The following is a 14608-nucleotide window of genomic DNA, read 5'->3' on the forward strand; positions in this document are numbered from 1 at the left end:
CTCTCTGGCTCCCTGAGGTTAAAGCGCGTTCTGTTGTTTACGCAGGCTGATTTTTTGCACAATATCGCGATAGGTTTTTTCATCCAGCGAATAGCAGGCGACAAATATGGCGCTTAGCGCAAACATCGCACCGGGAAATATCGTCATCAAAATATTAATGCCATTGATTGCGCTGCTCGAAATATTGCCGGCATCATAATGATAATAATCCAGCATCCACCCTGCGCAGCCGCCGCCAATCGCCATCGCTATTTTGGTGATAAAATTAAAGAAGCCATAAATTGCGCCTTCAGTCCGCACACCATGGTGCCACTCAGCATATTCAACAGTATCGGCAATCATTGACCACATGGAAACAAACCCCATCCCTAACGTAATACTGTACAAGCATACCCCGGTCATGATCAGCCAGATATTGTCGCCGGCAATAAAATATTGCATTAGCACACCGAAGATGCCAATCAGCAGCGCAACCAGCGTCATTTTCTTCTTACCGATCAGCGCAATGACTTTTTCCGAAATAACGGTACCTACGATATAGGCCGCTGACTGAATCATAAAGAAGGTTGAGGTAAACCCTTCATTACCGATAATATATTTAATAAAGTAGATCGCTATTGCCATCCATACGGTATAGGCAATATAGAAAAAGATGGTAAACAGCGACAAGTTAATCAGCGGTGTGTTACCTGCCACCGCGCGGAGCATTTCCCTTAACGTCGGCGCAGGCGTCTCCTCTTCTTCACCTACCCGTTCTTTAGTCATCCCAAAGCAGGTAAGAAACAAAAAAGTCGCCAGCAGAGCGAAGCAAGAGACCGCAAAAACGTAGCCCAACTGCTTATCGTCAAACGGTGAAATCAGCATATCTGCAGTCGTTGAAACAATCAGATAGCCGACAATCGCCAATACAAAGCGGTATACCGACAGCGATGAACGGGACGCTTCATGCTGAGTCAAACGGTTTGTTAACGCTGAGTATGGCGTGTTCACCGCCGTATATGCCAGGCAGTAAATAGTATAAGAGATCAACGCAAAATAGAATTTCCCCTCGCCACCAAAAGGCACAAAACACAATACGGTTAAAAAACCGAGCGGTATTGATCCATATAATAACCATGGACGTAATTTGCCGTAGCGGCTATGCGTTTTATCGATAGCAAAACCAATCAAGATATTAAAAATGGCATCAATAACGCGAGCAATAACAAAAATCAAACTTGCCTGCACTGCACTAATGCCGTAAATGTTAGTATAGAAATATAATAAGAAAAGTGAAACAAAGCCGAATGATAAATTAGAGGCAAAATCACCAAAGCCGTAGCCTATTTTTTCTTTCACGCCGATAACCACATAGCTTGCCGATAGTTTTCCTGCTGTATCCATTTTTGGCTACCCGTTTATGTAATCAGTGGCGTCAGTATATGGCGTTGGCTGGCACAGCGCTTTGCGTTATTTGTCCGGGAATTTCCCGTTTTTTGTCTTTATGCAGAAGTGTGAAAGATATCACAGGCGGGAGAAAATAAAGAGAGAATTCCGGCAGTTACCCGCCGGAACGAAAGTCATTAACCGTTACCGTTATTACGGCTGCTGGAGCGACGGCTATTATTGTTATTGCCGACCTGGCTGTGGCGCTTAACCGCACGGCGAATTTGGTTCGCTTTCATGCGACGACGATCTTTCTCGACTGCCACTTTTGAGGTGGTTTCCGGCGTCAACTCCACCAGCTCACGCAGGTAGTTGGTTTGCGCCAGATCCAGCTCGGTATATCCGCCGCGAGGCAGGCCTTTCGGCAGCGGAATATCGCCATAACGAACGCGGATCAGACGGCTAACCTGTACGCCAACGGCTTCCCACAAGCGGCGAACTTCACGGTTACGCCCTTCGGTCAGCGTCACGTTGTACCACTGGTTAATCCCTTCACCACCGGTGAATTTGATGGTTTTAAACGCCGCCGGACCGTCTTCCAGCTGTACGCCACGAGACAGTTGACGAAGCTTATCTTCATCAACCTGACCAAACACGCGCACGGCGTATTCACGTTCAACTTCACGGCTCGGATGCATCAGGCGGTTTGCCAGTTCACCGTCGGTGGTGAACAGCAGCAGACCGCAGGTATTTACATCCAGACGACCCACGGCAATCCAGCGCGCGCCGCGCAGTTTTGGCAGACGATCGAATACCGTCGGACGCCCTTCCGGGTCGTTACGGGTACACAGCTCGCCTTCTGGCTTGTAGTACGCCAGAACGCGACAGATTTGTTCCGCAGACTCTTTCACCGAAATCAGGTGACCATCGATACGAATTTTTAAACCAGGGACAATTTCAACGCGATCGCCAAGGGTGGCGATTTTGCCATCGACGCTGACGCGGCCAGCTTCAATTTTAGATTCAATTTCACGGCGGGAGCCGTGGCCAGCGCGGGCCAGCACTTTTTGTAATTTCTCGCTCATTGAGCATCCTTAAGGTGTCGCCTTCCCAGGCGTCTGGTATACTTCGAAAAACAAGACGCTTTCAAATTATGAGCTAACGCCATGTTCTGTATATATATTTTGCATCCAGGCATGTCATGTTCTGCGCCGTTTTAACGGCCAAAATAGAGACATGCCTTCTCGCGTGGGCGAACATGGTACACGAACTTTAAGATGAATGCTTCTTTGCGTTTCATGTGGCCGCGCTTTTCCACCAGGATACAAACAATCCTTATCAATTATGATTCATGCTGACGGATTTTCCTGTGGCCGAAAAGGCAGGTCATCAGGCTTTCGGGACATAGAGGCGTTGAAGTTCATCATTGCGGGTCAGTGCCTGCTCGGTTGCGGCCCCGTTTCATCAATAACACTAATGATTGTATTGCCATTTATAATTTTTAGGATTATTCTCAATTCACATTTCGTTTTACCCCCTTTGGGATTCATTATTCAATTAAAAACAAAAAGTCTGGAATGAGCTCAAATACCCGGTCTAATTTTAAAAATGAGTTTTGAAAATGAAAAACATTGAACACCTCAAACTTCGTGATGTGTGTTACGCCAAAATAAGAACATGCAATAACGATGAAATGATAATCAAAATTTCCGACATAAACATGGTGGTTGCACAAGGTGATATTTGCATTATTTCATTAAGAAATATGCCATCACCGGTAAAACTAAGAAACAAACTCTCTGAAATTGAATCGTTGCTCAATATGACTCAGCATACCGTCATCCCTTGCGTTGATGCAGCCCACGCTGGTTCAGACGATACATAATCACAATAAAGTCACAATCTATACCCTAAATAATTCGAGTTGCAGGACAAGGCACTCGTGCCTTGAACAGCGCTTGCGCTGGCCCCGAAGGGGCGAGGCCGAAGGCCGAGTAACGCGGCAAGGAAGAGACAAATTCGTCAGGAACGAATTTGAACAGCCGAAGGCTGCCTCCGGTGAGGGACAAGGATGTCCCTCATTACATCCCCAGGAGCTTACTGAAGTAAGTGACTGGGGTGAACTAACGCAGCCAACACACATGCAACTTGAAGTATGACGGGTATATACATTTAATCATGAAGGGGCTTAAGGCCCCTGTCATTTCATAAAAAATCACGGTTCAGGTTAATTTTAAACCCTCTGCTACTGCGTCATAAAAACACACATATTATTTAATCTCGCACCTATTATAATTAATAGTTTCTATTATTAACCTGTCGATAAAAATACACACATTCCATTCAAGTAAGAAAAGACAGCTTCAGCGTACCAGGGAAATATTACCATCCGCCTCCGCCGCCACCGCCTGCACCGCCGCCGGAGAATCCTCCGCCGCTGCCGAAACCGGAAACACTAGAGGCCCCAATGCTCAAATGTGCCTGCAAGGATAATAACACCCCGGATCTGGCTATCTCTGGCTCCTTAATCGCCGCCGCCAGGGATGGAGCCAGGCGATTGGCCCACTCCTTACCCAACCCTGCGGCCACCGCCCAGCTAAGCAATGAAATATCCAGGTAACGGGACTCGCCTTTGCGCCGTCGTCCGCTGTACGTCGCGGCCTCCAGACGTTCCAGATAGTGGATAACTCCCCAAGCCTGGGCAAAGCGCTGCTGGCCTGATTGCGTAAGCTGTGGAAGCAAGCAAAAGCCCAGCGTGGTGATATAACCGGTCAGGCACCAGGCGCTAAAGTATCCGGCGGGCATGTACCATTGAAAGAGCGAAAAGCCCATTTTTGCCCATAGAAACAGAAAAATCAGGCCACCACCGATAAGCGGAAAGAACAACGTTGCCAGTAAACTCTTACGAATCGGTTTGCCGAGATCGCTCTCATCCACCAGGCTCACGCCGCTAAAGAGAAGCGGAATAACGAAGAAAAGGCCCGCAAACCAATCCGCAGTTAAAGTTTTGGCCGTCCAACCCAGACTCTGCTCATTAGCGAGAAACTGAGTCGCAAATATCGCCATAATCCCACACAACAGGAAGCTCAAAGGCCGATATCCCGCGTCCTTATGCTGCTGACGATAGTGTTTCTCCATCCGTATAAAAGCTTTACGCAGCGTTCTATTGCAGCGCCCCTTAAGCACCACCTTATCACCCTTGCGGAACAACAGATCCATCAATAGCTGCTCTTCCTGGGTCGGTATATCGCTTTTTCTGCTCGCCCCCGAGTGAACCTTCACCAGACATTGCTGCGTTTTGTCACCCGACATGCTCTCCAGCACCACCCGCCCCTTCACAATCAGGTTAGTCACATCAGCACAAAAGCCTTTATCGTCGTAGGTCTGCTTTGCCGCCATGCGCAGATAACCGGGTGAAAAATCCGTGGACATTGACGTCAGCTCCGGCACGTCAACCGGGGTAAAGCGAGGTCTGCGTAACCATAAAAACAAGAAATAACCCGCCAACAACCCGCAGGGGATCCAGACGATCAACGACGATAGTGTGGGGATAAAAAGATGCGGGAGAAGATGAGTCGCCTGCGGCTCTGCGGCATCAGGCAACAGCTCCCGAGGCCAGCGATAGAGTACGGTAAAATCCTGCTGGTAGAAGGGTTCGTGGGATTCAATGCGCCCGTCCGGCAGAAGGTGACCATTCTTTAACCTTTCGCCATAATCGCCGGTAAAAAAGTCGATATGCTTAAACGGATCCCCTTGAGCATCCGCCAGCTGCAGCGCGAAGCGAACCTGGTATATTTCGAACGACCAGCTATCGCCGGTGACGTTCCAGATTAGCATGTCATCATCGCCATCACGAATAAACGCGTTGCTAACCTGATAGTGCACCTGGTAGCGATAGTTACCTTCTGGCAGAAGAGTCTGTTCATCCCCCACGACGATTCTCATGGTCCCCCTGCGCCAGCGAAGCTGCCAGGGTTCAGGTTTGCCGTCACGGGTCACGCCGATAACATGATACGTCAGCAGGGCCGCGTTGCCGTCCGGTCGCACCCACATGCGCGGAAGATCGCGAAAAAAGCCGTGTTTAATCTGTCTGTTGCGCGCCTGGAAGTGAATGTTTTCTTGCACATCCAGCACGCCATCCGGACGCATAGTGGCCTGGACGTCAAACAGAGAAATAGCCTCTGTCGAGGGGGATAAAATATCTGAACGCGCATGGCTGAACGGAGCACTGAACAGCCATAGCAAAAGAAAAAACCGACACATCAATGTCCATTTCATCACTATTCCTTCCGTGGAACAATTGGGAGATTACAAGAACGGCTTCACATCGCCTACGCCTTCACGTACCACCACCGGCGCATCTTCGGTAAGATCGATAACCGTGGTCGGCTGCTGGCCCAGATAGCCGCCGTGAATAATCAGATCCACCTGTTTCTCAAGGCGATCTTTGATCTCTTCCGGGTCAGATTCGGTAAACTCGCTTCCCGGCAGCATCAGTGAGGTTGAGAGCATCGGCTCGCCGAGGGTTTCCAGCAGCATCTGCGCAATCGGGTTCGACGGCACGCGCATACCGATAGTTTTACGCTTTTCCTGCAGCAAACGACGCGGCACCTCTTTGGTCCCTTTGAGGATGAAGGTGTAGTTACCCGGCGTGTTATTTTTAATCAGCCGGAACGCCACGTTATCAACGAATGAATAGGTCGACAGCTCGGATAGATCGCGGCACATCAGGGTAAAGTTATGGCCGTTTGGCAAATCACGGATACGACAAATCCGCTCCATCGCACCTTTATCTTCAATTTTGCAGCCTAATGCGTAACCAGAGTCGGTCGGATATACGATAACCCCGCCTTTACGCACAATTTCCACCGCCTGGTTTATCAACCGCGCCTGCGGGTTTTCCGGATGGACATAAAAAAACTGGCTCATACTTCCCTCTCAATTTTGTTCTACGGCCACTTCCCAACTACGCCAGATCCCTTCTACGCCAGCGGGTAGCCAAAGTTTACGGCCCAGCTCGATCCACGGACAGGGCTGATGGAAATCAGACCCCTGGGAGGCGAGGAGGCCAAACTGCACGGCGTAAGCAGCAAGCTGCGCGCGCTCGTGCGGTGCCTGCTGGCATTGAGCAACTTCCATCGCATCGCCGCCCTGCTCACTAAAATGGGCTAACAATCTTTTCAGCCACTTGGCAGAGAGGTCGTAGCGCCCGGGATGGGCAATAACCGCTTTGCCGCCAGAATGATGAATGACATCAATCGCTTGTTTTATTGTACACCACTGTGGCGGAACGTAACCGGTTTTCCCGCGCGCGAGATATTTCTTAAAGACGTCAGCAATATTGTTCGCATAACCCCCTTCGACCAAAAAACGGGCGAAATGGCCGCGCGTCACCGCCCCGCCGTCGGCCAGTTTCAGCGCCCCTTCCCAGGCACCGGGGATCCGAGCTTTATCCAGCCGTTCTGCAATCAGCTGAGCCCGCAGCTGGCGGCGCGCTTTCTGTTCATCAAGTAACGCGGTCATCGCCGGATGGGTAATATCAATATTCAGCCCGACAATGTGAATCTCGTGGTTTTCCCACAGCGTGGAAATCTCCACGCCATTTATCAACGTTAGCGGTAAACCTGCACGTTCAATTTCCGCTTTGGCTACGGGGATCGCAGCCACAGTATCATGATCGGTAATCGCCAGGGTGCCGACGCGCATCTGGTGAGCGCGATGAACAAGTTCTTGTGGAGTCAGTCGCCCGTCGGAGGCGATGGTATGGCTGTGCAGGTCGTAAATCACTGCGTAGTTGGTGTTGCTCAAGATGACTCCTGCTGGACATAAACCTGTACCCGTCATACTTTAAGTGACAGGAAAGTTGGCTGCGTTTCGGTGATTCAAATTATGGATAATCTCACCACGCGCATCATCATACCGACTCACCGATAAAATCTGCAAACAGGGGTTGACTTTACACCTCCGGACTAGTTAACTAGTACGCAAGTTCACATGAAGGGGTATCAACGATGAAAACGCAATTTATCACTCTGCACGGCTGGTGGCGTAGCTCCTGTTATCGGGCGGCGTGATCGCGTTTTGCACTCAGCATACAGATACCCGGCCCGCCAATGAGCGGGCTTTTTATTGGACAAATTATTATACCGAACAGGCGAGAACAATAATGCAAACATCAAAACCGGCACTCGAGCTTCTCACCAGCGACGCCATCTATCGGGAAAACCCGACGGCGTTATTCCACCAGCTATGCGGCGCGCGTCCGGCCACCCTGCTGCTGGAATCCGCGGATATCGACAGTAAGGATGATTTAAAGAGCCTGCTGCTGGTGGATAGCGCGCTGCGCATTACCGCATTAGGTGACACCGTCACTATTCAGGCACTCTCCGCTAACGGCGCGGCGCTGCTGGATTTGCTGGATAACACTCTGCCTTCGGGTATTGATAATCAGCACCAGCCAAATGGGCGAGTGTTAACATTCCCTCCTGCCAGCGCACTGCTTGATGAAGACGCCCGCTTATGTTCATTATCGGTATTTGACACTTTCCGCCTGTTGCAAGAGCTGGTTACCGTGCCGCAGGACGAGCGCGAAGCCATGTTCTTCGGCGGACTGTTTGCTTATGACCTGGTCGCCGGCTTCGAAAACCTGCCGCCGCTGGAAAGCGATACCGCCTGCCCGGATTACTGTTTCTATCTGGCTGAAACGCTGCTGGTTATCGACCATCAGACCAAAAACACCCGCATCCAGGCGAGCCTGTTCACCCCGCTGGAAAGTGAAAAACAGCGTCTGCTACAGCGCATCGCCCAGCTTCGTCAGCAATTGAATGAGCCGCCTGCGCCGCTGCCGGTGACAACGGTTGCCGAAATGCGCTGCGACTGCGATCAGAGTGATGAAGAATACGGCGCCGTGGTGCGTAAAATGCAGCGCGCCATCCGCGCAGGTGAAATTTTCCAGGTGGTGCCATCGCGCCGTTTCTCGCTGCCCTGCCCGTCGCCGCTCGCCGCTTACGATGTGCTGAAGAAGAGTAACCCCAGCCCGTATATGTTCTTTATGCAGGATAACGATTTCACCCTATTCGGCGCATCGCCGGAAAGCTCGCTGAAATATGACGCCGCCAGCCGCCAGATTGAGATCTACCCGATCGCCGGAACCCGCCCGCGTGGTCGCCGCAGCGACGGTTCGCTGGACCGCGATCTTGACAGCCGCATTGAGCTGGAGATGCGCACCGATCACAAAGAGCTTTCCGAACACCTGATGCTGGTTGACCTGGCGCGTAACGACCTCGCCCGCATCTGCACGCCGGGCAGCCGCTACGTGGCCGACTTAACCAAAGTCGACCGCTACTCCTTTGTGATGCACCTCGTCTCCCGCGTGGTTGGCGAGCTGCGCAATGATCTCGACGTGCTGCACGCCTATCGCGCTTGTATGAATATGGGCACGTTGAGCGGTGCGCCTAAAGTACGCGCAATGCAGCTTATCGCCGCCGCTGAAGGCAAACGCCGCGGCAGCTACGGCGGCGCAGTGGGTTACTTTACCGCCCACGGCGACCTCGATACCTGCATCGTGATTCGTTCAGCTTACGTGCAGGATGGCATCGCCACGGTACAGGCCGGTGCCGGTATCGTGCTCGACTCTGTTCCCCAATCTGAAGCGGATGAAACCCGTAATAAAGCCCGCGCGGTGCTGCGCGCTATCGCCCAGGCCCATCACGCGAAGGAGATTTTCTAATGGCCGACATTCTGCTGCTCGATAATATCGATTCATTTACCTATAACCTGGCAGACCAATTGCGTTCGAACGGCCATAACGTGGTGATTTACCGCAACTCAGTCCCGGCGCAGGCGCTGATTGAGCGTATCGGCACCATGAAAAACCCGGTATTGATGCTCTCTCCCGGTCCGGGCACGCCGAGTGAAGCAGGCTGCATGCCTGAACTGCTGACCCGACTGCGTGGTAAGTTGCCGATTATCGGCATCTGCCTCGGTCATCAGGCCATTGTCGAAGCTTACGGCGGTTACGTCGGACAGGCTGGTGAAATCCTCCACGGTAAAGCATCAAGCATTGAACATGATGGTCAGGCGATGTTTGCCGGGTTGACTAACCCACTGCCGGTTGCGCGCTACCACTCGCTGGTTGGCAGCAATATCCCGGCTGGGTTGACGATCAACGCCAACTTTAACGGCATGGTGATGGCGGTGCGCCACGATGCAGATCGCGTTTGCGGTTTCCAGTTCCATCCTGAGTCGATTCTGACCACCCAGGGTGCACGCCTGCTGGAACAAACGCTGGCCTGGGCGTTGCAGAAGCTGGAGCAGACCAACACTATCCAGCCAATTCTGGAAAAACTGTATCAGGCCGAGACCCTGAGCCAGCAGGAGAGCCATCAGCTGTTCTCCGCAGTGGTGCGCGGCGAAGTCAAGCCCGAGCAGCTGGCCGCTGCGCTGGTCAGTATGAAAGTGCGCGGTGAGCATCCGCAGGAAATTGCCGGGGCCGCTACCGCGCTGCTGGAAAACGCCGCGCCGTTCCCGCGTCCGGATTATCTGTTTGCCGATATCGTTGGTACCGGCGGCGATGGCAGCAACAGCATCAATATTTCGACCGCCAGCGCCTTTGTTGCCGCCGCCTGTGGCCTGAAAGTAGCGAAACATGGCAATCGCAGCGTTTCAAGTAAATCAGGCTCATCTGACCTGCTGGCGGCCTTCGGTATTAATCTCGATATGAATGCCGATAAATCCCGCCAGGCGCTGGATGAGATGGGCGTCTGTTTCCTGTTCGCACCGAAGTATCACACCGGATTCCGTCACGCGATGCCGGTCCGCCAGCAGCTCAAGACCCGCACCCTGTTTAACGTGCTCGGGCCGCTGATCAACCCGGCACACCCGCCGCTGGCGCTGATTGGCGTTTACAGCCCGGAACTGGTGCTGCCGATTGCGGAAACCCTGCGCGTACTGGGCTATCAGCGTGCTGCCGTGGTCCACAGCGGCGGCATGGATGAAGTATCGCTCCATGCGCCGACGGTGGTCGCTGAACTGAACAACGGCGAAATCATGAGCTATCAGCTGACCGCCGCCGACTTTGGCCTGACGCCTTACCATCAGGAACAGTTGGCTGGCGGCACGCCGGAAGAAAACCGTGACATTCTGACACGCTTACTACAAGGTAAAGGTGAAGCCGCTCATGAAGCCGCCGTCGCCGCCAACGTCGCCATGTTGATGCGTTTACATGGACACGAAGATCTGAAGGCCAACGCACAGCACGTCATCGAGGTCCTGCGCAGCGGAGCGGCCTATGACAAAGTGACCGCATTAGCGGCAAGAGGGTAAATAATGCAGACCGTTTTAGCAAAAATCGTGGCCGACAAAGCGATTTGGGTAGAAGCCCGCAAACAACAACAACCGTTAGCCAGCTTTCAAAATGACGTCGTACCGACACAGCGCAATTTTTACGATGCCCTTGCCGGTACCCGCACCGCGTTTATTCTTGAGTGCAAAAAGGCCTCGCCGTCAAAAGGTTTGATTCGCGAAGATTTTGACCCGGCGACCATCGCCGGGGTCTACAAGCACTACGCATCGGCTATTTCGGTGCTGTGCGATGAGAAATATTTCCAGGGCAGCTTCGATTTTCTGCCGATTGTCAGCAAGGTCGCGCCGCAGCCGATTCTGTGTAAGGACTTCACCATTGATCCTTACCAGATTTACCTGGCGCGCTATTACCAGGCCGACGCCTGCCTGCTGATGCTTTCGGTGCTTGATGATGAACAATACCGCCAGCTCGCCGCCGTCGCGCACAGCCTGAATATGGGCGTATTGACCGAAGTCAGTAATGAAGAAGAACTGGAACGCGCTATTGCGCTGAAGGCCAAAGTGGTCGGTATCAACAACCGTGACCTGCGCGATATGTCGATTGACCTCAACCGCACCCGCACGCTGGCACCACGACTCGGCCATGACGTCACGGTGATCAGCGAATCCGGCATCCATACTTATGCCGAAGTGCGTGAACTGAGTCACTTTGCCAATGGCTTCCTGATTGGTTCAGCGCTGATGGAACATGACGATCTGAACGCCGCGGTAAAACGCGTACTGCTTGGTGAGAATAAGGTCTGCGGCCTGACCCGCCCGCAGGATGCCCAGGTCGCGTATGAGTCCGGCGCAATCTATGGGGGGCTGATTTTCGTCCCAACGTCGCAGCGAGCGGTCAACGAGGCCCAGGCGAAAGCGGTCATTGATAGCGCGCCTCTGCTCTACGTCGGCGTATTCCGCAATGCGCCGGTGGCAGAGGTTGCCGCCCGCGTTGAAAGCCTGAATTTAGCCGCTGTACAGCTGCACGGTAGCGAAGACCAAGCCTATATTGACGCTCTGCGCACCGGGTTACCAGCCAAAGTGCAAATCTGGAAAGCCCTCAGCGTTGGCGAAACGCTGCCGCAACGCAATCTGAACCATGTCGATAAATACGTTTTTGATAACGGTCAGGGCGGTACCGGCCAGCGTTTCGACTGGTCTTTGCTGCAAGGTCAGGACCTGCGTAACGTACTGTTAGCAGGCGGCCTCGGCGCCGATAACTGTGTGGAAGCCGCCAAAAGCGGTTGTGCCGGACTCGATTTTAATTCAGGTGTAGAGACGCAGCCGGGTATTAAAGATGCCAGCAAACTGGCCTCGGTGTTTCAAACGCTGCGCGCATATTAAGGAGCAACAATGAGTACTTTACTGAACCCCTATTTTGGTGAATTCGGCGGGATGTACGTTCCGCAGATCCTGATGCCCGCCCTGCGCCAGCTTGAAGAAGCGTTCGTTAGCGCGCAGAAAGACCCGGCATTTCAGGCCGAATTTACCGACCTGCTGAAAAACTACGCTGGCCGCCCAACCGCGCTGACCAAATGCCGCAACCTCACCAAAGGTACCCGCACTACGCTGTATCTGAAGCGTGAAGACCTGCTGCACGGCGGCGCGCATAAAACCAACCAGGTGCTCGGCCAGGCGCTGCTGGCGAAACGGATGGGCAAAACGGAAATTATTGCTGAAACCGGTGCCGGTCAGCACGGCGTAGCCTCTGCCCTCGCCAGCGCCCTGCTCGGTCTCAAATGCCGCATTTATATGGGCGCAAAAGATATCGAGCGCCAGTCGCCGAACGTCTTCCGTATGCGCCTGATGGGTGCAGAAGTGATCCCGGTACATAGCGGCTCCTCAACGCTGAAAGATGCCTGTAACGAAGCCCTGCGTGACTGGTCCGGCAGCTATGAAAAAGCCCACTATATGCTCGGCACCGCCGCTGGCCCGCACCCGTTCCCGACCATCGTGCGCGAATTCCAGCGCATGATTGGCGAAGAGACCAAAGTACAAATTCTTGAGAAAGAAGGTCGCCTGCCGGATGCGGTTATCGCCTGCGTCGGCGGCGGTTCTAACGCTATCGGTATGTTTGCTGATTTTATCGACGAAACCACTGTTGGCCTGATTGGCGTGGAACCGGCGGGTCACGGGATCGAATCCGGCGAACACGGCGCACCGCTGAAGCACGGGCGCGTTGGTATCTACTTCGGTATGAAATCGCCGATGATGCAGACAGAGGACGGGCAAATTGAGGAGTCCTACTCCATTTCCGCTGGACTGGACTTCCCGTCAGTTGGCCCGCAGCACGCTTATCTGAACAGCATTGGTCGCGCCGACTACGTATCAATTACCGATGATGAGGCGCTGGATGCCTTTAAAGCACTTTCCCGTCATGAAGGGATTATTCCGGCGCTGGAGTCGTCCCACGCCCTGGCGCACGCGCTGAAAATGATGCGTGAGAACCCGGAAAAAGAGCAGCTGCTGGTGGTTAACCTCTCCGGTCGCGGCGATAAAGACATCTTCACCGTACACGATATTCTAAAAGCGCGAGGGGAAATCTGATGGAACGTTACGAGACGCTGTTTGCACAACTGAAAGCTCGCCAGGAAGGCGCATTTGTTCCCTTCGTGACGCTCGGCGACCCTAACCCGGAACAATCGCTGAAAATTATTGATACGCTGATTGAAGCGGGTGCCGATGCGCTGGAGCTGGGTATCCCATTCTCCGACCCGCTGGCGGACGGCCCAACCATTCAGGGCGCGGCCCTGCGCGCATTTGCCGCAGGCGTCACCCCCGCGCAATGCTTTGAAATGCTGGCGGCAATTCGTCAAAAGCACCCGACCATCCCGATCGGCCTGCTGATGTACGCCAACCTGGTGTTCAGCCCTGGCATTGATGAATTTTATGCCGCATGCGAGCGCGCGGGCGTTGATTCAGTGCTGGTAGCCGATGTACCGGTCGAAGAGTCGGCACCGTTCCGCCAGGCCGCATTGCGCCATAATATCGCGCCAATTTTCATCTGCCCGCCAAATGCCGATGACGACCTGCTGCGCCAGATTGCTTCCTACGGTCGCGGCTATACCTATCTGCTGTCTCGTGCAGGCGTGACCGGCGCAGAAAATCGCGCCGCGCTGCCGCTGCACCATCTGATTGAGAAGCTGGCCGAGTACAATGCCGCGCCGCCGCTGCAGGGCTTTGGTATCTCTGCGCCGGAGCAGGTCACCGCCGCGATTGATGCCGGCGCTGCCGGGGCGATTTCCGGTTCTGCGATCGTCAAAATCATTGAGCGCAACGTTAACGACCCGCAGGCTATGCTGTCTGAACTGAAGACCTTTGTGCAGAGCCTCAAAGCCGCCACCAAAGCGGCCTAAGCACGCCTACCGCCCGGCACTGCGCCGGGCGGTTATTTCTGCTGTAAGCTGTCCGCGTACTTGCGCGTCAGACGAAACAGCGCCATCACATCCTCTTGCGCCCATTCCGCCAGCACTTGATTCATCAGCCGCGTTCTTGCAACCGAGATGCGTTCGATCATTGCCTGACCCGCTTCGCTAAGTGTGACTTCGCTAATCCGCCGGTCTTTGGCGTTGGGCTGCTTTCGCGCCAACCCCTGCGCTTCCAGTTTCTTCACCTGCCGACTGACGGTGGTGTAATCTCGCCCGAGACTATCCGCCAGTTCCACGACCCCCACCGGCCCCCTGCGCCCTACCGCTACCAGCAGTGGGAAGAGGGCCTGATCAAGCTGAACTTCAGCAGCCTGCAGTATCTGCTCATCGCGCACTGACTGGTTCATCACGCTGATGATGTCGAGCAGCGCACCGTGAAACTCGCTGATGTCGTAATTATTATGTGCATATTGCATATATTATTTAACCAGGTATAGTGCCATTAACTGATATGTGCATTTTACACATAATTA

General features: G+C 53.5%; 12 protein-coding genes and 1 other annotated feature. Of the genes, 6 read left to right on the plus strand and 6 right to left on the minus strand.

Features of this window, described 5'->3' with window-relative positions; translation table 11 throughout:
- Window positions 1–18: 18 nt before the first annotated feature.
- Window positions 19–1383 (minus strand): MFS transporter, encoded by a 1365-nt coding sequence (locus DA718_RS16280; RefSeq protein ID WP_112216475.1) that lies wholly within the window; start codon window positions 1381–1383, stop codon window positions 19–21.
- A gap of 179 nt (window positions 1384–1562) precedes the next feature.
- Window positions 1563–2450, minus strand: coding sequence for a 23S rRNA pseudouridine(2605) synthase RluB (gene rluB / locus DA718_RS16285; RefSeq protein ID WP_110273507.1), 888 nt, complete (start codon window positions 2448–2450; stop codon window positions 1563–1565).
- Between the two features lie 536 nt (window positions 2451–2986).
- Between rluB and DA718_RS16290 the strand changes: the two genes are divergently transcribed.
- Entirely contained in the window at window positions 2987–3250 is a 264-nt protein-coding gene (locus DA718_RS16290) for a hypothetical protein (RefSeq protein WP_112216474.1), read from the plus strand.
- A gap of 497 nt (window positions 3251–3747) precedes the next feature.
- Here the strand turns inward: DA718_RS16290 and DA718_RS16300 are convergent, their stop codons facing one another.
- Genes DA718_RS16300 through rnm form a run of 3 tightly spaced genes read right to left on the minus strand, consistent with a single transcriptional unit; the run spans window position 3748 to window position 7173 of the window.
- Window positions 3748–5643 carry a DUF2207 domain-containing protein gene (locus tag DA718_RS16300; protein WP_112216792.1) on the minus strand — a complete coding sequence of 632 codons (1896 nt, stop codon included), beginning with the start codon at window positions 5641–5643 and terminating at the stop codon, window positions 3748–3750.
- A gap of 30 nt (window positions 5644–5673) precedes the next feature.
- Window positions 5674–6294: an L-threonylcarbamoyladenylate synthase gene (locus tag DA718_RS16305; protein WP_110273510.1), complete on the minus strand. Its 621-nt coding sequence runs from the start codon at window positions 6292–6294 to the stop codon at window positions 5674–5676.
- A 9-nt stretch (window positions 6295–6303) separates the two neighbouring features.
- Window positions 6304–7173, minus strand: a complete 870-nt coding sequence (rnm, locus tag DA718_RS16310; protein WP_112216791.1) for an RNase RNM — start codon at window positions 7171–7173, stop codon at window positions 6304–6306.
- Between the two features lie 227 nt (window positions 7174–7400).
- Window positions 7401–7496 (plus strand) — a sequence feature (Trp leader region).
- A gap of 35 nt (window positions 7497–7531) precedes the next feature.
- Between rnm and DA718_RS16315 the strand changes: the two genes are divergently transcribed.
- Genes DA718_RS16315 through trpA form a run of 5 tightly spaced genes read left to right on the plus strand, consistent with a single transcriptional unit; the run spans window position 7532 to window position 14063 of the window.
- On the plus strand, window positions 7532–9094 hold the full coding sequence (locus DA718_RS16315; RefSeq protein ID WP_112216790.1) for an anthranilate synthase component 1: 1563 nt from the start codon (window positions 7532–7534) through the stop codon (window positions 9092–9094).
- The gene (trpD, locus tag DA718_RS16320; protein WP_112216789.1) at window positions 9094–10689 is read left to right on the plus strand and encodes a bifunctional anthranilate synthase glutamate amidotransferase component TrpG/anthranilate phosphoribosyltransferase TrpD; all 1596 of its coding nucleotides are present in this window, start codon (window positions 9094–9096) and stop codon (window positions 10687–10689) included. Before DA718_RS16315 ends, trpD begins: the two co-directional genes overlap by 1 nt.
- 3 nt (window positions 10690–10692) lie before the next feature.
- Window positions 10693–12051: a bifunctional indole-3-glycerol-phosphate synthase TrpC/phosphoribosylanthranilate isomerase TrpF gene (trpCF, locus tag DA718_RS16325; RefSeq protein WP_112216788.1), complete on the plus strand. Its 1359-nt coding sequence runs from the start codon at window positions 10693–10695 to the stop codon at window positions 12049–12051.
- A gap of 9 nt (window positions 12052–12060) precedes the next feature.
- Window positions 12061–13254 (plus strand): tryptophan synthase subunit beta, encoded by a 1194-nt coding sequence (gene trpB / locus DA718_RS16330; RefSeq protein WP_112216787.1) that lies wholly within the window; start codon window positions 12061–12063, stop codon window positions 13252–13254.
- Complete coding sequence (gene trpA, locus DA718_RS16335) at window positions 13254–14063, plus strand: tryptophan synthase subunit alpha (protein WP_112216786.1); 810 nt, start codon at window positions 13254–13256, stop codon at window positions 14061–14063. The genes trpB and trpA overlap by 1 nt, the downstream gene beginning before the upstream one ends.
- A gap of 32 nt (window positions 14064–14095) precedes the next feature.
- On the opposite strand, the gene DA718_RS16340 is transcribed toward trpA, so the two are convergent.
- A complete protein-coding gene (locus DA718_RS16340; RefSeq protein WP_112216785.1) occupies window positions 14096–14551 on the minus strand; it encodes a MarR family winged helix-turn-helix transcriptional regulator in 456 nt (151 codons plus the stop codon).
- Window positions 14552–14608: the final 57 nt, after the last annotated feature.

The sequence above is a fragment of the Klebsiella huaxiensis genome (assembly GCF_003261575.2).
GTDB lineage: Bacteria > Pseudomonadota > Gammaproteobacteria > Enterobacterales > Enterobacteriaceae > Klebsiella > Klebsiella huaxiensis.

Excerpts from the sequence above, each read along its gene's own strand:
- DA718_RS16280 (WP_112216475.1), bottom strand. The coding sequence starts at position 1,383 with ATGGATACAGCAGGAAAACTATCGGCAAGCTATGTGGTTATCGGCGTG.
- rluB (WP_110273507.1), bottom strand. The coding sequence starts at position 2,450 with ATGAGCGAGAAATTACAAAAAGTGCTGGCCCGCGCTGGCCACGGCTCC.
- DA718_RS16290 (WP_112216474.1), top strand. The coding sequence starts at position 2,987 with ATGAAAAACATTGAACACCTCAAACTTCGTGATGTGTGTTACGCCAAA.
- DA718_RS16300 (WP_112216792.1), bottom strand. The coding sequence starts at position 5,643 with ATGAAATGGACATTGATGTGTCGGTTTTTTCTTTTGCTATGGCTGTTC.
- DA718_RS16305 (WP_110273510.1), bottom strand. The coding sequence starts at position 6,294 with ATGAGCCAGTTTTTTTATGTCCATCCGGAAAACCCGCAGGCGCGGTTG.
- DA718_RS16315 (WP_112216790.1), top strand. The coding sequence starts at position 7,532 with ATGCAAACATCAAAACCGGCACTCGAGCTTCTCACCAGCGACGCCATC.
- trpD (WP_112216789.1), top strand. The coding sequence starts at position 9,094 with ATGGCCGACATTCTGCTGCTCGATAATATCGATTCATTTACCTATAAC.
- trpCF (WP_112216788.1), top strand. The coding sequence starts at position 10,693 with ATGCAGACCGTTTTAGCAAAAATCGTGGCCGACAAAGCGATTTGGGTA.
- trpB (WP_112216787.1), top strand. The coding sequence starts at position 12,061 with ATGAGTACTTTACTGAACCCCTATTTTGGTGAATTCGGCGGGATGTAC.
- trpA (WP_112216786.1), top strand. The coding sequence starts at position 13,254 with ATGGAACGTTACGAGACGCTGTTTGCACAACTGAAAGCTCGCCAGGAA.
- DA718_RS16340 (WP_112216785.1), bottom strand. The coding sequence starts at position 14,551 with ATGCAATATGCACATAATAATTACGACATCAGCGAGTTTCACGGTGCG.